The following is an 18,168-nucleotide window of genomic DNA, read 5'->3' on the forward strand; positions in this document are numbered from 1 at the left end:
GACCTCTTCCACTCGATCGATTCGCAGGCGCACATTTGCCAGGCAAACCTTAAAGTCGCGCCACGGTTGCTTTGCAAGAGCTAGTCGTCGCTCAAATCTTCGTCCTGGTTGACCTCAATCGGGTCGTCCTCAATGTCCATGCCCTGCGTGTCGTTAGTCGTCACTTTGGTCTGCGCGTTTTCCTCCGTTGCGGTCTTCGTGCCGTCGGAAGACGTGGTCGCGTCAGCCGCTTGCTGCTCTTCGGTTGCCTTCAGGTCCTCTTCGAGCTTTTCCAGTCGGCGCTTCTCCTCTTCCTCCTCGGCCTTGTCGCGCGCGGCAGCGGTGGGATCTTCCAAGTTGTAGTAATACGTCTGCAAATCGAGCGTGGAAATCATGCGATTCGCGCTTTTGCCCTGGTAGGTGACATACCCGATCTTCCCATTCAGAAGAAGCGTCGCCGCGCTGAACTCCTCAAGATCGAGATGGTGCAGCACGCTTACGCCGCCATCGCCGAAAACCACCTTTAGATCGATGACGTATGTTCCGTCTTCGGTTGCCTGCTTGGGGACATAAACGATAGCATCCTCACCATCTTTCAGGTGCGCATCCGAGCTCATAAGGTTTGCGGAGAAGGACTCGTCGCCAGGGAGCTTCACTGACATGCTCACAACCGACTTCCCCGAGCTGTTCGAGAGCGCGACCGAATAGACGTCGCCTGCGTTCTCGCCGATTTCAAGGGTTTGCGGCTGCGCCTGCGCGACCGGCTCGTCAGTTGCGCAACCGGCAAGGCAAAGCGCAAGAAAGGCGCAAAGCGCAAACACGGTAAGGCGGCGCATGGTAGGTGAGGCAAGGTTTTGCATGGGAATCCTTCGCTGCGGTTGGGTCGAAAACGGGAAAGCTACGAGGCGATAAGCCCCGCGATATAGGGCTTGTCGCATTGCGGGTCGGAAAGCGGGCAGTGCTTGTGACACAGGGGGCAAAGCGATTCGGCATCGCCTTCCGAAGATTCGGCTTCTCCATCCCCGCTGTCGGCCTGGGCTTTTGCGGATTGCGCGTCGGCGGACGCACCCGACGCCGCGGCTTCGCCCCGAGACGCACCCGCACTCGACTGGCCGCCAGCCGCAGAAGGGGAAGAGGAACCGGACGCAGAGCCCCCCTTCGCGTCTTCCCGTGCGTCGTCGCCCGCACCCTCGCCAGCTCCTGCAAACAGCTCGAGGGAATTGAACCCGACGACGCCGAGAGCCACGACGCCGACGCAGGAGGCCGCCTTCACCCCCATACCGATCGCCTTGCGCCTGCTCGGGTCGAAGGGGATGTTCAGCTGCTTTAAGATGCTTGCCCAATGCATCGCAAGGTGCACGACGGCGAGAATGCACAATACAAACGCGCACACCTTGTGGACATCAAGCCACATGCTGCTCATGACCTTGGGCGCAAGTCCCACCTGATAGAGCAGGCGGCTGATCGGCACGGAACTTATGATAAGCGCCGCGCAGGTAATGCCTAGGAGCACCGCCACCACGAATAGCGCGAGCTGGCCTTCCTTTGCCTGCGCGTTCTCGACAAGGCCCGCGACCGTCTTCATCCACCAAAACGAGTTTACGAGATGCACAATGACAGCAAGCAGGAACACGACACCGATGATCTCGTGCGCAATCACGCCAGTGAGCTGTGCGAGCATCGATGCGATAAGCAATAGGGTCAGGGCACCATCGAGTGCCATGCGGGCTGATCGGCTCTTCATTACCTTCCTCGGTTCATCGCTTGCAACCATCCGTCGACTCTACACCGATGCCAACGTGAAGTCGACGAGCGCGGGGTAGAAGGCGTATTCCGTGTAGGTGTGGACCTTCTCGGAGAACTCGGCGCTCCAGCTGTCGAGGAATTCATGCTTGAAATCCTCGTACGCAAGCGCCATATCCTTGTTGCCCGTCTGCTCATAGGTGCGCGCGAGGAGCGCCATGAACACGAGCAGGTAGCGGATATGGTCGGGCATGTCGTGCTCGTCGGATTTGATTTCAAGCCCGAACTGGGCATAGAGGCCCTCAACCGCGACGGCGGTCGGCCCGAAGATCTGGTCTGCACCATCAACATAGTATGACGCGTAGGGCGGGGCATACATCTTGAACGACCCGATGAACAGGCGCGTATAGTCGAGCTGCGAGAGGTGAGCGCCCACGACTGTCTCCGTCGATTTCTCATAAGCGAAAAGCGCATCCTCAAGTTTGCCGAGTTCATCGGCGTATTCCCGAAGCTTCGGCTCCTGTTTCATGCGTGCAAGCTCTGCGCTTATGGAATCGCCGTTTTTGGGATATTCCCACAGGTGGGCAAGCCCCTCGAGAAGCGCTGAGGGTGCCACGTGGGGAAGGGGGCGCGCCGCGTAGGCTGCCTCGTCTTCCATATCGGGAACGCTTGCGGGCGCTTGGCATTCTACAGCCATACGCGCAGCCTCCTCGGGTGCGTCGTCGGCAAGCTCGTCGATTGCAGCGATGTCGATGCTCATGGGCCTTGTCCCTCCTGTGAGTCTGGACGATTTCGTGCAAAGGAGGCAAGAGCGCGAACGCCCCTGCCTCCTCACGGTAAGTGCAATGGTGCGGCTTACCAGGTTTTATGGAACTCGCGCATGTAGTACACGGCGGGCTCGGTGCCTTCCTCAGGCAAAAGCGTGTCCATCTTATAGGACTGCATCAGATCGTAGAGCGTGGAGTCGTACACGTTCTCCACATCGCCGAACACGCGGGCGCCCGCGGGGCAGGCGTCCACGCAATAGGGATTGTCGCCATTGTAGACGAGCTGCTTGCACATCTGGCACTTAAGCGGCGCGCCGACTTCGACCATCGGCAGATCGTAGTCGTCCAAGATGGGGTCGTGGCACGGATAAGCCGCGCCGACAGCTTCCTTCAACTCGGCGCCCGAAGCCGTGCACCCCTCGATCGCCGGCTCGACATCCGCGATATCGGACGCCGCGGTGTTCTCCGGCGCCGGCGTGATCTGCCCGTAGGGGCAGGCCGTCGCACACAGCCCGCAGCGGATGCACTTGTCGTAGTCGACCACGGTCAGCCCGTACTCGTCTTTGTGCATGGCGCCCGTCGCGCACGCCTCGACGCACGGCGCGTTCGTGCAGTGGTTGCACATCGTGATCTTGTAGGAGTACTTCGTCTTCGGGAACTTGCCCGTCGTGGAAGCGATATGATGGGTGAGGAACACTCCGATAGGAACCTCGTTATGCATCTTGCACGCAATCTCGCATGCGGCACAGCCAACGCATTTGTGCTGGTCGATGATCATGATATAGCGTGTCTTCATTACGCTTCCACCTTCTTAATGCTCACGCGGGTAAGGCCGCCATGACGGGCGGTCGATCCGCTCAAGCGCTCCCAGTCGCAGGGGAGGATTTCGTTGTTGTTGCCGCCGCGGGGCTTGTAGTTCTTGAAGTCGGCGGCCGCAACATGACCGAAGGCCCAATGTCCCTGGCCGTATGCCTTGATGACGACGCCCGGGCGCGTGCCCTCCCACGCCTTCGCATGGACGATGATGGAACCTTGCGGGGAAGTCACCTCAACGGTGTCCCCGGTCTTAAGCCCCAAGTCTTCCATGTCGGACGGGTTGATCTTGATGACGTCGTCCCAGGCCACGTCACCCGGGTCGGTGTCCTTGAATTCCTGATAGCCCACGCAGTTCGCGCTTCGGCCCTCAAGGTTTAAGCGCGCACGGTGCTCCTCGAAGATGTAGGGGTAGGTCTTCTCGTCGCCATAGCGAACGGGGGTCTCGTAGTGCGGCACGAAGGCCAGGCCGTCGCGCGCCTCGAAGCCCATGGACTCCACGACGGAGTTCACGTCGCACTTGTACTGGGTCGCCACCTGCTCGAGCAGCGTCTTCAAGCTTTCGGAGAAGAACTCGAACTTGCCGGTATCGTGGCCCAAGCTGCCCCAATGCTTCTTGTAGCCCATCTTCTTGGAATTGAAGCAGCCCTTCGAGCAGAAGTTGCGCCAGCTGCCGAGGTCGGTGCCCTGTTTGGCGTTCTTGCCGTTCCATGCGGGCGCCGTCATGATCTTCACCGCGATCTCGGCGAATTCGGACGCGCTCGTGGGGCAATTGCCCGTCTCGGGGTCGCAGAAGGCCTTCGAATAGTAGTTGTAGATGTTCGCGAAACCGCGCTCCTTGAGCTTCACGGCAAGCTCCCACGCGATTTCCGTCTCGTCGGTCTTGGTGTCCCACAGAGGCGTGATCACGGGCTGCTGTACCGAAATGTAGGAGTAGAGGCCCTGGCTTGCCTTCATGAAGCCCCAGCGCTCGAACATGTAGTGCTTGGCCGGCAGGAGGATGTCGGCGAACATGGCGGACTCGGACGGCATCGTCGTGATGTTCACATAGAACGGTACCTTCGCGTATGCCTTGTCGAAGCGTTGCGCGCCGGTGGAGCTGAAGCAATAGTTGCACCAGTAGCTGATGAGCATCTTGATCTCGTAGCTGCCGTCTTCGTAGTGCCCGTCTTCCTGCAAGATAACGTCGGCAAGTCGGCTCGAGGTCTCATTGGAGTGGATCGCCTTGCCGTTGTAGTTTAAGAAGTCCTTGCGGATACGCCCGTCGATCGCCTTCATCTTGGCGGCCTTGCGAGCGTTGCTATCGCGGAAATGGTTGTGATCGGGCAGGCTCGCCGTCGAGGCGGAAGCGCTTCTAAACACGCCGCCCTTCGTTTCGATGGAGCCGACCAGGCCGTTGAGCGCGTTCGCCGCCATGGCACCGTACACGCCTCGGACCTGCATATTCGTGCCCGGGGATTGCCACGAGCAGCTCGCGTCGCCGTACTTGCCGAACTGCGTGGCGACCTCGGTGATGTCCTTCGCCTCGATGCCGCAGATGTCGGCCGCCCATTCGGGTGTGGCGTCCTTGAGCGCCAAGTTCCACCAACGCACAAGGCCATAGCCCTGGTTGTGCTCGAACTTGGACTCGTCGACGGTTTCGCCCGCCTTGAACAGGTTCGCCTTGTTGTTGTAGTTGTCGGTGAGCTCGTAGTTCCAAGGGCCCTGCTTGAAGTCGCCCACGAACTTCTTGTTCCAGAGTCCCTTCGTCAGGATAACGTGCGCAATCGCGCAGGCAAGCGCGCCGTCGGTGCCGGGGATGATCGGCAGCCATTTGTCGGCCTTCGCTGCGGTTGCGGACAGGCGCGGGTCGATCACGTAGATCTTCGCACCGTCCATGACCTTGCCCCACACGCTCGATGCCCAGCCTGACATGCGGTTCGACGAGATGGGGTCGGTCGACCACATGAGGAAGCACTTCGTGTTGGTAAGGTCGTAGTTGTGGTACGAGAAGGTACCTTCGGTCGCCCAGTTCGCCATCTTCTCGGCTTCGGCGCAGATGTCGCCGTGACCGAAGTAGTTCGGGGTGCCGAACAGGATGTTGAACTTCTTGTAAAGGACGTCGCCGACGCCGGTGGAGCGGCCCTTCTGGAAGGCGAGCTTCTTCGTTTCGCCGTTCTTCTTGAGCTCCATGAGCTTATCGGCGATGGTGTTAAGCGCCTCGTCCCAGCTGATCGGGACAAAACCAGGGTCGACGCCGCGCCCCTTCTCGGGGTTGGTGCGCTTCATCGGGGTTTTGATTCGATCGGGGTCGTATACTTGCTGAATCGCGAGATGCGGCTTCGGGCAGATCTTGCCACCTGTCGCTGTGCAGTTCCAGTTGCCCGTGATGCGGAGGATACGCTTGTTTTGCGTATAGACCTTCACGGGGCAAGAGGCAGTGCACCCTTGACAGGTGGTTGCGGTCCACTTGCCGGTTTGGTTCGGCTTGTGGGACTCATCGGCTACGGCGGTAAACGGCGTCACCCCCGTCGCTGCCACCGCAGCCAACCCCAAGGCGCTCGCCTTGAGGAATGAGCGTCTATTAATGTTCACTTCTATTTACCCTCTCTCTAGGGCTTCGATTCCCTGCATACCAATGCAACAGCATCGTTTCCCCTGCTACTGCTGTCATTTGAGGGATTAAGCAGTAGAAAACGAGAGAATGCGTATGGAATTATAGCGACGTTTTGGTAAAAGTCACGTAAAGTCAAGCATATATTCGACGAGGTGCAATAATTTCTTGTGCCTAATTAATTTATTGGCTAATACTTGACTTCGTCATATACTTGCTCAACAATACGCACCCGAGGGATTGCGCCCAAAGTGGGCGTTGCTGTCAGGATTGCATTCAAATAAGACGAAAGAGAAGAAACTCATGAAATTCGCAAGGCAATTCACCGGTGAGCTCATCGGTACCTTCCTTATGTGCTTCCTCGGTATCGGCGCTGTTGCCGTGGCAACGCTGTTCGGCGCGCTTACCGGCCCAGGTCAAGTTGGACTTGTATGGGGCCTCGCCATCGCGATCGGCATCTACGTGACACGCAACCTCTCCGATGCGCACTTCAACCCGGCGGTTTCGATCTCGATGATCCTCGCCGGCAAGATGAAGGTTCGCGACCTTCCCGCCTACCTGCTCGGCCAGTGCGCCGGCGCCTTCCTCGCTGCAGGTTCCCTCTGGGTCCTCTTCGGCGATTCCGTGGCGAAGAACCTTTCCAACAACGGACTCACCATGTCCACCAACTCCATCGGCAGCGCGGCCACCATCTGGTGCGAAGTGTTCCCGAACACCGCGAACGGCACCGTGCCCATGATGGTCGGCGCCTTCGCCGAGGGTTTCGGCGTCTTCCTTCTCTGCCTTGTCATCCTGAGCCTGACCTCCGATGAGAACAAGGGCAAGCCGAGCTCGCTTATCGCGCCGCTGTTCATCGGTCTCACCATCACCGTGCTCATCAACGTCATCGGCCCGCTGACCGATGCTGGCCTGAATCCTGCTCGCGACATCATGCCTCGTCTGTGGGCTGCCTGCGTGGGTTGGGGCTCCATCTGCTTTGGCAACAACATCATGGACACCATCTGCGTGTACGTTATTGGCCCGTTCGTTGGCGGCATCGTCGCGGCTCTCGTTTACCGCTACATCTTGAAGCCGATGCACATCAAGAAGAACGACGACGAAGTCGAGGCATAAGTCATTCGACGAGCCCACGGCCGCAGCAGCTACGCGACTCGCTGCGACCTTTTTGTAAACACGCCAAGAGAAGGGACGCGCAATGAACGAGATCATTCAAACGATCCGCGACTATTACGCAGAGAAGAAACTGGGCGACATCATTTCCGTCGAGGGGCTTGCTCCTTCCGACGAGGCGGCCGAGGCGCTCGCGCTTCTCCCCGAGGATATGCGCGAGAACAAGATGCTTCTGGGCTATCCGTTCCCGCCGATGCTTGAGGGCTGCACCGTGCTGGTGCTCGGCGCTCGCAACGGGCGCGACGCTTTCGTCGCCTCGAAGCTTGTAGGCGAGTCTGGCAAGGTCATCGCAATCGAGGGCTGCGCACACGGCGTTGAGAAGGCCGATGGCGTCAAAGAGGAAATCGCCCAAGCGTTCGGCTATGCGAAGTCGAACGTCCATTTCGTGAACGCGGGCATTGAGGACCTTTATGCGGCAGGCATCGCCGACGACTCGATCGATGTCGTCATCGCCAACTGCGCCGTATCGCATAGCCCCTTCAAACTCGAAGTGCTCTCGGAGGTCTACCGCGCGCTAAAGGAGGGCGGCGAATTCTATGAGTTCGACGTTTTCTGCAACCGCCGCCTCGATCCCGAGCAGAAGGCCGATCCCGCCATCGCGGGCGGTCTTTTGGCCGAAACTGGCTATGATCAGGATTTCCGCCGCACTATGCGCAAGGCTGGCTGGGAAGACTTCCGCCATATGAGCTTCCATGCAGTCGAGGTGACCGACGAGGCGGCGGCGAAGGCGAAAGGCGAGGGCACCACCTACGAAGGACGCTATGTTCGCGCGGTTAAAAGCCAGGTCATCGAAGATATCTGCGAGCAGTACGGCCAGTATGCCACCTACGACGGTCAGATCGCGGGCTGTCCAGACTATTTCGATTTGGACGACCATCATCGCTTCTTCACCAATGAGCCGATGAGCGTCTGCAGCAACTCCTGCAGCATGGTCGCCGATACCCGCTATGGGACCCACTTCAAGGTAGATGGCAACCTGCGCCACCACTACGGCGCATTCGGCAAATGCGGTAACGTCGAGCGCATCGTCGAGGAATAGCGGGCTCACCACCCGTTTTCCGAAAGCCCCTTGCAGTTCACACCTGAACTGCAAGGGGCTTTTGCTGCTCTAAGATTATCCTCGGGCGTAGGGTGAGCGCGATGTGGGGGTCTTCCGCTCGTCCTATCTTTGGCTCCAGGGAGATCACCGACCGCCCGTTACACCCCGTAAACAAAACACACGCGGGCGGGGAAATACCTGCTATCATGCCCAAAGGCTCCCATTGTGGGGCCTTTCTTGATGGACTTCGTTTACGGGAAGGTGGGTTCGTGAGACGGCTTGTTAACTTTGCAATCGCAGTGTGCCTTGTGTGCTGCGCGTTGCCCCTCGTCTCATGCAAGGCGCCCGCCCTTTCCGATTGCGACCTGCAGCTTTTCCAAAACGCCTCGGGCACAGGCGATACGCGCGACATCGTCTCGGGCGTGGTGAGTCTGGGCGGCGTGTACCGACAAGGGGACACGGCGGGGCGCGTGGTCTGCCTCAACATCGGCATGAGCGAGACGAGTCCCTGCGATTCGATTTCGATCGAGTCGCTCACCGACGGCGTCCGCGTGGGGAAATCGAGCGGCTCCTGGGAAGACACCGCCAATTACCAGCTTGGCGAAATCGCAAGCGGGGGATACGTGTATTTCGCCGTGCCCGTCGAGCAGGGCGCCGACGAGACGGCTGACGTGGCGGCGTATCGCGCGTTCGGCGGCGTCGAGTTCTGCGTCACGTTCCACAACGGAGAAGACCAGATGAGCTACACGTACCGCATCGTGCCGACCGATAGCTACCTCACATGGGTGAAAGACCCGAAGGGCAACACTTTCGACGGCGCGCGCTTCGAAGTGACGCGGACGGGGGAGTAGGCCGTGGACGAGGATACCGGTTACACCCCACCAAGCGTCCCCGACGCCTTGCCGGCGCCGACGCTCGATGACGCCCGCCGCGCGCTGAGGGACTGCTTCGGCTACGAGGACTTCAGGCTGGGGCAGAAAAGCGTGATCGAGGCGATTCTCGCCGGACGCGATACGCTCGCCGTCATGCCGACGGGCGCAGGAAAGTCGCTGTGCTACCAAATCCCCAGCATCGTCTTGCCCGGGGTCGCGATCGTCGTCTCGCCGCTCGTGTCGCTTATGGGCGATCAAGTCCGTGCGCTCGTGCAGGCAGGAGTGCATGCGGCGTACCTCAACTCGACACTTTCGCCTGCGGCCCAGGGCCGCGTGATCGAGCGCGCGCGAGCAGGCGAGTTCGACATCGTATATGTAGCACCCGAACGGCTCGAAGATGTGCGCTTCGTCGATTTTGCGAGCCACGCACGCATAGCGCTCATCGCCGTCGATGAGGCCCATTGCGTGTCGCAGTGGGGCCAAGACTTCCGCCCTTCGTATCTGCAAATCGGCGCCTTCATCGCGAAGCTGTCGGCGCGCCCCGCCGTCTGCGCGCTCACGGCGAGGGCGACCGAGCGCGTTCGCGATGACATCGTGCGCCTGCTCGGGCTGTCCGACCCCTACCGTATCGTCACCGGGTTCGACCGTCCGAACCTGCATTTCGCTGTCGAGCGCGCGGAGCCCAAGCGCAAGCTCGCGAGGATCGCCGCCTACGCCTTAGAGCACGCAAGCGATTCGGGCATCGTGTACTGCTCGACCCGGAAGGACACCGAGGTCGTATGCGATGCACTCGTGTCGGCAGGCGTGCGCGCAACGCGCTACCATGCCGGGCTCCCCGCTGCCGAGCGCGCAGCAAACCAGCAGGCATTCATCTGCGACGATGCGCCCGTCATGGTCGCAACAAACGCGTTTGGCATGGGCATCGACAAGTCGAATGTGCGCTACGTGCTCCATCACAACATGCCCGCCTCGATCGAGGCGTATTACCAGGAAGCCGGCCGCGCGGGACGCGACGGTCTGCCCTCGGAGTGCCTGCTCTTCTGGAGCGAGAAGGACCTTTCCACCTGCCGCTTCTTCATCGAGCAGGAATCGGCCAATGAGGATCTTTCGCCAGAAGAGGCCGAGGCCGTGCGCCAGACGCGCCGGCGCATGCTCGCAGCGATGGAGGGCTACTGCATGACCTGCGGCTGCCTGCGCGAGTACCTGCTTCACTACTTCGGGGAAGAAAGCGAGGCGGACGGCTCTGTGAGCTGTGGCAACTGCGGCAACTGCGAAGGCGGATTCGAGCGCGTCGACGTGACGGATGAGGCCCGCGCGATCATGCGCTGCGTGCAGGAGCTTCGCGGCGAATGGGGCAAGGGAATGGTCGCCGATGTGCTGCGCGGCTCAAAAAGCGAGAAGGTATTGTCGTTCGGGCTCGATCGCGCGAACGCCTACGGCACGCTTTCCCACGCGTCCGCAGCGCATGTGAAAGACGTGATAGAGCTGCTCGTCGCAGGCAGGTACCTCGACATCTCGGAGGGGAAGTTCCCCAAGGTGGGGTTCGGCCCGAACTTTCGCGCGGCGGCGGCGCCCGAGTTCTCCCTCTTCATGAAGCGCACGGCACGGAAGAGCGGGCGGGCTAGCGCAGGCGGCGGGCATGCGTTCGGCTCGAGCGGCACAAGGAGCACAGGCACTGCGGCGGACAGCGGGTCCAGCGAGCTTTTCGAGCGCCTGCGCGCGCTGCGCAAGCAAATCGCGAACGAGCGGGGATGCGCGCCCTACATGGTCTTCTCCGACGCCGCGCTGCGCGACATGTGCGCCCGCCTTCCGCAGACCGAGGACGAATTCCTCGAGGTGAACGGGGTGGGGCAGACGAAGCTTCTGCGCTACGGGGAGGCGTTCCTCGCCGAAATCGCCGCCTTCGAGAACCGCTAGGCCGCAAGCCCTCTCGGCATTCACCGCACTCGAAAAGTGAAGGGTCTGTGACGAAAAGGGTCCATGCATTGACTCTTGGGCGAGTTGGACGATGATAGATGCCGCTGGCGAGCCAAAGGGGCGCGCAGCAAGCGGGCATCAAGGGATGTCCCAACAAAGGAGATACGTTGACCAGCACGAACATGCATACCATTCGAATTATGAGCCTGATTATCTAGGGCTCGGGTTGCTTGTTTGTTAGCTGCCCGAACCCAAATCGGGCAGCTGATGGTGCATTGAAGCCGGAGGCTGTTTGAGAAAACGCCTCCGGTTTTTTATTTACTCCGCAGATGCTCATCATTCGCACCCTTGCGATTTTCTACCGTCGTTTTCCCAAACAGCCGCCCGCTTTCAAGCAATTTGCGTATCAAGGACATGCGAGAGAAAGCGAGCGAGCAGATCATGTCAAGCACGGCAACGGCGAGCGCTCTGCCCTTCGGGGCAAAGCCTCAGGAGAAAAAGAAGAACTCGACGGCGGAGGTCGTCGCGGCGTCGATGGTCGGCACCGCAATCGAGTTCTACGATAACTACTGCTATTCCATTGCGGCGGCGAGCTATTTCGGCCTCATCTTCTTCACCGACGTCGCGAAGTCGAACCCCGTCTTAGCGACGCTGCTCGCCTTCGTTACCTTCGCTGTGTCGTTTCTGGCGCGTCCGTTCGGCTCGCTTTTGTTCGGTCACTTCGGCGACAAGCTCGGACGCAAGAAAACCCTGGTCGCAGCACTTATGATGATGGGCATCGCGACGTTTGTCGTCGGCCTTTTGCCAGGGTATGACGTCCTTGGTCCCGCATCAGTCGTCCTTTTGTGCGCCTGCCGCGCGTTCCAGGGCGTTGGGCTTGCCGGCGAGTGGTCGGGCGCGGCGCTCGTGGCGACGGAGAACGCGCCGAAGAGCAAGCGCGCGCTCTACGGCAGCTTCCCGAACCTCGGCGCTCCGATCGGATTCTTCTGCGCTTACGGCGTGAACCTCGTGCTCGACACCGTGCTCACGACCGATCAGATGGTCGCGTTCGGCTGGCGCATCCCGTTTTTGCTTTCCATCTTCCTCGTCATCGTCGGCCTCGTCGTGCGCCTGCGCATGGCCGAGACGCCCGTCTTCCAGAAGGCGGCCGCCGAGGACCGCGTCTCGAAGACCCCGCTGCTCGACCTTCGCCACCATTGGAAGCGCGTCGTTTTGGGCACCTGCGCGGTGAGCATCACCTACACGCTGTTCTACCTGCTCGGCACCTGGTCGCTTTCTTACGGCGTCTCCACGCTCGGCTTCTCTCAGCCGCAGTACCTCGGCTTCGAGCTTATCGCTGTGTTCTTCTTCGCCGCGTTCATCGTGGTGGGATGCCTGTGCGCCGACCGCCGCGGCCGCAAGCCGGTGCTCGTGGTCGCAACCGCAGCAACGCTTATGTTCTGCCTGGTGAGCCCGCTGCTTCTCGGAAGCGGCACCGTTGCGGGCGTCATGGCGTTTCTCTGCGTCGGCTTCGTGTGCATGGGCGCGGTGTTCGGCCCGTGCGGGTCGTATCTGCCCGAACTGTTCCCCGCGAACGTGCGCTACTCGGGCGCCGGCCTTTCCTACAACCTCGCCGCGATCGTGGGCGGCGCGTTCGCCCCGACCATCGCAAGCGCGCTCGTCATGAACTTCGGCCTGGGCGCCGTGGGCCTCTACCTCGCCGGCATGGCAGTGGTCTCGCTCGTCGCGCTCGCATTCTTCAAGGAAAGCCGCAACATGGACTACGAGCGCTAGGGAATCCCGAGTGGGGCAGCGCAGTCGCAGGGTGTTGCAGCCGCGTTGCCCCACCGCTTACCGCACGGGTAATTCACCGCTTGCACCCCGGTGGGCAGCGCCCCTCGACGAGGCGTCCTGCCCGCCAAACGAGACGACAGGCGCCCCTTGACCGCCGCGGCTGTTAAGAACGGGTGACTTCGCGTTCTTGCCAGCCGCAACGGGGCTGTCCTTTGCTATCATTTCGGAGATATGCACGAAAGGACGCTTTCATGACCCAACATCTTACCGAACGCGATGTGCGCGATATCGCCACCTACGCGCGCATCGGGCTGACCGACGATGAGCTTGTTCAGATGACAACCGACCTGAACAACATCATCGACACCTTGAAGCCCATCACCGAATTCGACCTCGACGGCGTTAAGCCCACCTTCCACCCGATTGGAAGCCTCTCGAACGTCATGCGCGAAGACGTCGAGCGCGAAAGCTTCACGCAGGAAGTCGCGCTGGAAAACGCACCCAAGCAACAGGACGGCAGCTTTCTCATCCCGTCCATCTTGGGCGAAGGGGGCGATCGCTAATGGGCTTCACCACCGACATGGGCATCGCCGAGATTCAGGCAGGCCTGCGCGCGGGCGACTTCACGGCACGCGAGGTCGCAGAGGCAGCACTTGCGCACGTGAAGGCCGCCGACGAAAAGATCCACGCGTTTCTCGAGCTCACCGAAGAGGCCGCATTCGCCGCAGCCGAGCGCGTCGACGCTGCGATTGCCGCGGGCACCTTCGACGAACTCGGGCCGCTCGCCGGCATTCCGTGCGGCTTCAAGGACAACATGAACCAGGAGGGCACGCACACCACCTGCGCTTCCCACATGCTCGAAAACTACGTGTCCCCTTATACGGCCACGTGCGTGCAGCGCGCGATCGACGCGGGTTGCATCCCCTTGGGCAAGCTCAACATGGACGAGTTCGCCTTCGGCAGCTCCACCGAGTCCTCTGCTTTCGGCCCCACCCACAACCCGTGGGATCTGGAACGCGTGCCGGGCGGCTCCTCGGGTGGCTCGGCTGCGGCGGTCGCTGCGGGCATGACCTGCGTGGCGCTTGGTTCTGACACGGGCGGATCGATCCGCCAGCCCGCAAGTTTCTGCGGCATCGTCGGCGTGAAGCCCACCTACGGCATGGTCTCGCGCTACGGGGTGGTGGCCTTCGGCAGCTCACTCGACCAGGTGGGGCCCTTCGCGCGCAGCGTGGAGGACGCGGCGGCGGTCATGGACGCCATCTGCGGCCACGACGAGCTTGACTGCACCTCGCAGCAGGTGAAAGCCGATTTCCGCGCCGCCTGCAAGCAGGGTATCGAGGGCATGCGCATAGGCATCGTGAAAGAGTTCATGGAAGCGGACGGCCTCACGGCTGAAGTCCGCGAGCGCACGCTCGAAGCCGCCGCCAAGCTCGAAGCCGCCGGCGCTGAGCTTGTCGAGGTCGAGCTTCCGCACGTCGACGCCGCTATCAGCGCCTATTACGTGCTCGGCCCCTGCGAGGCGTTCTCCAACCTGGCTCGCTTCGACTCGGTGCGCTACGGCCTGTGCGACGAGGGCCACAAGGATTTGGGCGGCCAATACGAGTCGAGCCGCGCGAAGGGCTTCGGAGCCGAGGCGAAGCGCCGCATCATGTTAGGCAGCTATCTGCTTTCCGCGGGCGTGTACGAGAAGTACTACTATCCCGCGCAGCAGGTGCGCACGCTGATCACGCAAGACTACACGCGCACCTACGAGAAATGCGACGTCATCTTGGCGCCCGCAAGCCCGCGCACGGCATTCAAGTTCGGCGAGATTTCCGACCCGACGACGATGTATCTCTCCGACGTGTTCACCATCTCGCTCAACATCGCTGGCAACGGCGGCATGAGCATGCCTTGCGGACTCGGTCGCGAAACCGGCCTGCCCATTGGCGTTCAGCTGATGTCTCCCCAGTTCAAGGATGAGAACATGTTCCGCATCGCGATGGCACTTGAGAAGGAATATGGCACCGCCCCCGTGGCGCCCGCGTTCGCGAACGGAAAGGCAGGGGAGTAACGTGAAGAAACTCGAGCAAGTACTGCAAGATTGGGAAGCGGTCATCGGCCTGGAAATCCACACCGAGCTCACCACCCTTACCACGAAGATGTTCTGCGGCTGCAAGCTGGAGTTCGGCGCCGCGCCCAACACGCACACCTGCCCCGTGTGCCTGGGCCTGCCGGGCGCCCTTCCCGTGCCGAACAAGGCAGCCATCGAGTCGATCGTGCTCGCAGGCCTGGCCACAAACTGCGACATCGAGAAGCACTCCATGTTCTACCGCAAGAACTACATGTACCCCGACATGGCGAAGAACTTCCAGACCACACAGGGTCCCGTGGCATTCTGCATGCGCGGCCATCTCGACCTCGACGTCGATGGCCCGGCGGCGAAAGAGCGCACCGACATCGCGGGCCTTGGCGCTGGTGACACTTATGAGAACGTCACCGTGACCGACACCGGCTACACGGCGCACGTGGGTATCACGCGCATCCACATGGAAGAAGACGCGGGCAAGATGATCCACATCGGCGGTGACGAGGGCCGCATCGCGGGCGCCACGCATTCCCTTGTCGACTACAACCGCGCGGGCACGCCGCTCATCGAGCTCGTCACCGAGCCCGACCTGCGCACGCCCGAGGAGGCGCGCCTGTTCATGCAGAAGCTGCGCCAGATCTTCCTTGCCATCGGTATCTCCGACTGCTCGATGGAGGAAGGCTCCATGCGCTGCGACGGCAACGTCAGCCTGCGCCGCCGCGGTTCGACCAAACTCGGCGTGAAGACCGAGCTCAAGAACATGAACTCCTTCAAAAACCTCCACGATGGGCTTGCATACGAGATTTGCCGCCAGGCGGAAGTGCTCGAAGAGGGCGGGCAGATTTACCAGGAAACGCGCCACTGGGACCCCACGATGAAGCACACCATCGTCATGCGCGTGAAGGAGACGGCGGACGACTACCGCCTGTTCCCCGAGCCTGATTTGGCACCTTACGACCTCTCCGATGAGTTTATCGAGGGCGTTCGCGCCAAGCTGCCCGAACTGCCCGACCAGAAGGCGGCGCGCTTCGCCGAGCAGTTCGGCCTGTCGTCCTACGATGCCCGTCAACTGGTGGAAGGCGATGAGACCGCCGACTTCTTCGAGAAGTGCATGGAGGTCGCGGGCGAGGACGCCGACAAGCTCGCCAAGCCTGTCGCCAACCTGGTCATCAACGACATCGCTGGCTGGCAAAACGCAAACGAGAACGCCAATCTCACCGAAAGTCCGCTTTCACCTGCGCGCGCCGTCGAACTCGTTAGGCTGCTCGCCGAGGACACCATTTCCTCCAAGCAGGCCAAGGAGGTTTTCGCAGCCGTCATGGACGAGGACAAGGATCCTGCGGCCATCGTGGAAGAGCGCGGTATGAAGCAGGTGTCCGACACCGGCGCGATCGAGGCGGTCGTCGAGGCGGTTATCGCCGCGAACCCTGACGAGGTCGCGCGCTACAAAGACGGCAACACCAAAGTCATCGGGTTTTTCGTCGGCCAATGCATGAAACAGATGCGCGGCCAGGGCAATCCGAAGGTCATCAACCAGCTTCTCGCGAAGAAGCTCGCTGAATAAAGCCTCCGACCAGGGGCTTTCTAGAAGAACACATTGATTCGCCGCGCCCAGGGGCTTTCTCCTCGGGCGAGACACGTACTAAAAGGAGCAAACGTGAACGCGCGCGATATGCATGCCGAAATGGCGCGATGGATAGAAAATGTGACGGAGCCCGAGCTTGCCGCCGAGCTCTCGCGCATGGCGGCGGCGGCAAAGGCGGGGGATGAGTCCGCGCTCACCGACGCCTTCTTCCAGGACCTCTCCTTCGGCACCGCGGGCCTTCGTGGGACGCTCGGCGCCGGCACGAACCGTATGAACGTCTACACGGTGGGTCGCGCGACGCAGGGTTTCGCCGATTACCTGAACGCGCATTTCGAGAACCCGAGCGTCGCCATCGCGCGCGACAGCCGCAACAACGGGGAGCTCTTCGTGCGCACGGCGGCCGCGATCTTTGCGGCAAATGGCGTGCACGCTTACGTGTATCCGCGCATTTCCCCAGTTCCCACGCTTTCGTGGGCCGTGCGCGATTTGGGCTGCTCAGGTGGCGTGTGTGTCACGGCGAGCCACAATCCCGCAGCCTACAACGGCTACAAGGCCTATGGGCCCGACGGTTGCCAGATTACGAGTGAGGCCGCCGCGGCTATCTCAGCTGCGATCGAGGGCACTGACATCTTCTCTGAGGTGAAGTCCGTCGACTTCGATGCGGCTCTTGCGGCGGGCGACATCACGTGGATTGATGACGCGGTCCTCGAGCGCTACTTCGACGCGGTTCTTTCGAAATCGGTAAGCAACCTAAGCGCCGACGAGGTCGCGAAAGCGCCCTTGAAGCTTGTATACACCCCGCTCAACGGCACGGGGCTCGTTCCCGTGACAACGGTGCTTAAACGCGCGGGCATCACCGACATCACCGTCGTGCCCGAACAGCGCGAGCCCGACGGGAATTTTCCGACCTGCCCGTATCCCAACCCTGAGATCCGAGAGGCCATGCAGAAGGGGATCGAACTTTGCGAGCGCGTGCACCCCGACCTATTGCTCGCGACCGACCCCGACGCCGACCGCGTGGGCGTCGCCGTGAAGGATGGCGAGGACTACCTGCTGCTCACCGGTAACGAGATGGGTGTCCTGCTGCTCGATTACATCTGCCGCATGCGTGCTGAGCGCGGCGAGGACCTTTCCCAAAAGGTGGCCGTCACCACGATCGTTTCGTCCGCCATGGTCGATGCGCTTGCTGCAAAATACGGCTTTGAACTGCGCCGTTGCTTGACCGGCTTCAAGTACATCGGCGACATCATCACCGAACTCGCCGACGCGGGGCAGGCCGACCGCTTCATCTTCGGCTTCGAGGAGAGCTACGGGTATCTTTCAGGCGACCATGTGCGCGACAAGGATGCGGTGAACGCGAGCTTGCTTATCTGCCAGATGGCGCAGGATTACAAGCTGCAGGGGAAAAACCTCGCGGATGCGATGCGCGACCTGTACGCCGAGCACGGGTATTGGCTTAATCGTACCGTTTCGGTGTCGTATCCCGGTGCCGAGGGGGCAGCTGCTATGGCGGCGATCATGGAGCGCTTGCGCGCGGAGGAGCCGGGCGAGATTGCCGGCCTTATGGTAGAGGGCGTCGTCGACTACCAAGATGCGGGTACGGGGCTTCCGCCCGCGAACGTCGTCGAATTCCGCCTGGCGGGCGGTAACAAGGCCATCGTGCGCCCGAGCGGCACCGAACCCAAGATCAAGCTTTACGTGTTCGCGAAAGACACGACCCGCGAAGGGGCTGAAGCACTGCTCGACAGCATCGAAGCTTCAGGCCGCAAGCTGCTTGCATAAGGCCGCAGCAGGGAAGGCGCGATGCAAGCTCGCACGGGGCCGAAGCGGGGAAGGCGCGGAGCCGCAA

The 18,168-nt window shown here is 61.3% G+C and carries 14 protein-coding genes; 9 read left to right on the forward strand and 5 right to left on the reverse strand.

Annotated features, from left to right (window positions below; genetic code table 11):
- Positions 1 to 80 precede the first annotated feature (80 nt).
- The 5 genes from Q0G85_RS01770 to Q0G85_RS01790 form a co-directional block, all read right to left on the reverse strand.
- A complete protein-coding gene (locus Q0G85_RS01770; RefSeq protein WP_297154152.1) occupies positions 81 to 839 on the reverse strand; it encodes a hypothetical protein in 759 nt (252 codons plus the stop codon).
- 38 nt (positions 840 to 877) lie between these two features.
- The gene (locus Q0G85_RS01775) at positions 878 to 1,723 is read right to left on the reverse strand and encodes a DUF4405 domain-containing protein (RefSeq protein ID WP_297154154.1); all 846 of its coding nucleotides are present in this window, start codon (positions 1,721 to 1,723) and stop codon (positions 878 to 880) included.
- A gap of 39 nt (positions 1,724 to 1,762) precedes the next feature.
- A complete protein-coding gene (locus tag Q0G85_RS01780; RefSeq protein WP_297154156.1) occupies positions 1,763 to 2,482 on the reverse strand; it encodes a molecular chaperone in 720 nt (239 codons plus the stop codon).
- Positions 2,483 to 2,577: 95 nt separating this feature from the next.
- On the reverse strand, positions 2,578 to 3,285 hold the full coding sequence (locus Q0G85_RS01785; protein ID WP_297154158.1) for a 4Fe-4S dicluster domain-containing protein: 708 nt from the start codon (positions 3,283 to 3,285) through the stop codon (positions 2,578 to 2,580).
- A complete protein-coding gene (locus Q0G85_RS01790) occupies positions 3,285 to 5,876 on the reverse strand; it encodes a molybdopterin-dependent oxidoreductase (RefSeq protein ID WP_297154160.1) in 2,592 nt (863 codons plus the stop codon). The genes Q0G85_RS01785 and Q0G85_RS01790 overlap by 1 nt, the downstream gene beginning before the upstream one ends.
- Before the next feature lie 322 nt (positions 5,877 to 6,198).
- Here Q0G85_RS01790 and Q0G85_RS01795 point away from each other — a divergent pair, with 322 nt between their 5' ends.
- From Q0G85_RS01795 to Q0G85_RS01835, 9 genes are all read left to right on the forward strand, one after another.
- Positions 6,199 to 7,008, forward strand: a complete 810-nt coding sequence (locus Q0G85_RS01795) for an MIP/aquaporin family protein (RefSeq protein ID WP_297154162.1) — start codon at positions 6,199 to 6,201, stop codon at positions 7,006 to 7,008.
- Between the two features lie 82 nt (positions 7,009 to 7,090).
- Entirely contained in the window at positions 7,091 to 8,104 is a 1,014-nt protein-coding gene (locus Q0G85_RS01800) for a methyltransferase domain-containing protein (protein ID WP_297154164.1), read from the forward strand.
- A 269-nt stretch (positions 8,105 to 8,373) separates the two neighbouring features.
- Positions 8,374 to 8,955: a hypothetical protein gene (locus Q0G85_RS01805; protein WP_297154166.1), complete on the forward strand. Its 582-nt coding sequence runs from the start codon at positions 8,374 to 8,376 to the stop codon at positions 8,953 to 8,955.
- A 3-nt stretch (positions 8,956 to 8,958) separates the two neighbouring features.
- Positions 8,959 to 10,893: a DNA helicase RecQ gene (gene recQ / locus Q0G85_RS01810; protein WP_297154168.1), complete on the forward strand. Its 1,935-nt coding sequence runs from the start codon at positions 8,959 to 8,961 to the stop codon at positions 10,891 to 10,893.
- Positions 10,894 to 11,334: 441 nt separating this feature from the next.
- Complete coding sequence (locus Q0G85_RS01815) at positions 11,335 to 12,666, forward strand: MFS transporter (protein WP_297154171.1); 1,332 nt, start codon at positions 11,335 to 11,337, stop codon at positions 12,664 to 12,666.
- A 251-nt stretch (positions 12,667 to 12,917) separates the two neighbouring features.
- Positions 12,918 to 13,229, forward strand: coding sequence for an Asp-tRNA(Asn)/Glu-tRNA(Gln) amidotransferase subunit GatC (gene gatC / locus Q0G85_RS01820; protein ID WP_294378822.1), 312 nt, complete (start codon positions 12,918 to 12,920; stop codon positions 13,227 to 13,229).
- Complete coding sequence (gatA, locus tag Q0G85_RS01825; protein ID WP_297154173.1) at positions 13,229 to 14,719, forward strand: Asp-tRNA(Asn)/Glu-tRNA(Gln) amidotransferase subunit GatA; 1,491 nt, start codon at positions 13,229 to 13,231, stop codon at positions 14,717 to 14,719. The genes gatC and gatA overlap by 1 nt, the downstream gene beginning before the upstream one ends.
- 1 nt (position 14,720) lies before the next feature.
- Positions 14,721 to 16,298: an Asp-tRNA(Asn)/Glu-tRNA(Gln) amidotransferase subunit GatB gene (gene gatB / locus Q0G85_RS01830; protein ID WP_297154175.1), complete on the forward strand. Its 1,578-nt coding sequence runs from the start codon at positions 14,721 to 14,723 to the stop codon at positions 16,296 to 16,298.
- Positions 16,299 to 16,391: 93 nt separating this feature from the next.
- Complete coding sequence (locus tag Q0G85_RS01835) at positions 16,392 to 18,101, forward strand: phospho-sugar mutase (RefSeq protein WP_297154177.1); 1,710 nt, start codon at positions 16,392 to 16,394, stop codon at positions 18,099 to 18,101.
- Positions 18,102 to 18,168 lie beyond the last annotated feature (67 nt).

This window comes from uncultured Ellagibacter sp., from assembly GCF_934617235.1.
Taxonomy (GTDB): domain Bacteria; phylum Actinomycetota; class Coriobacteriia; order Coriobacteriales; family Eggerthellaceae; genus Ellagibacter.

Coding starts and splice junctions, on each gene's coding strand:
- Q0G85_RS01800 (WP_297154164.1), top strand. CDS start 7,091: ATGAACGAGATCATTCAAACGATCCGCGACTATTACGCAGAGAAGAAA.
- gatA (WP_297154173.1), top strand. CDS start 13,229: ATGGGCTTCACCACCGACATGGGCATCGCCGAGATTCAGGCAGGCCTG.
- Q0G85_RS01815 (WP_297154171.1), top strand. CDS start 11,335: ATGTCAAGCACGGCAACGGCGAGCGCTCTGCCCTTCGGGGCAAAGCCT.
- Q0G85_RS01785 (WP_297154158.1), bottom strand. CDS start 3,285: ATGAAGACACGCTATATCATGATCATCGACCAGCACAAATGCGTTGGC.
- gatC (WP_294378822.1), top strand. CDS start 12,918: ATGACCCAACATCTTACCGAACGCGATGTGCGCGATATCGCCACCTAC.
- Q0G85_RS01795 (WP_297154162.1), top strand. CDS start 6,199: ATGAAATTCGCAAGGCAATTCACCGGTGAGCTCATCGGTACCTTCCTT.
- Q0G85_RS01775 (WP_297154154.1), bottom strand. CDS start 1,723: ATGAAGAGCCGATCAGCCCGCATGGCACTCGATGGTGCCCTGACCCTA.
- Q0G85_RS01780 (WP_297154156.1), bottom strand. CDS start 2,482: ATGAGCATCGACATCGCTGCAATCGACGAGCTTGCCGACGACGCACCC.
- Q0G85_RS01770 (WP_297154152.1), bottom strand. CDS start 839: ATGCAAAACCTTGCCTCACCTACCATGCGCCGCCTTACCGTGTTTGCG.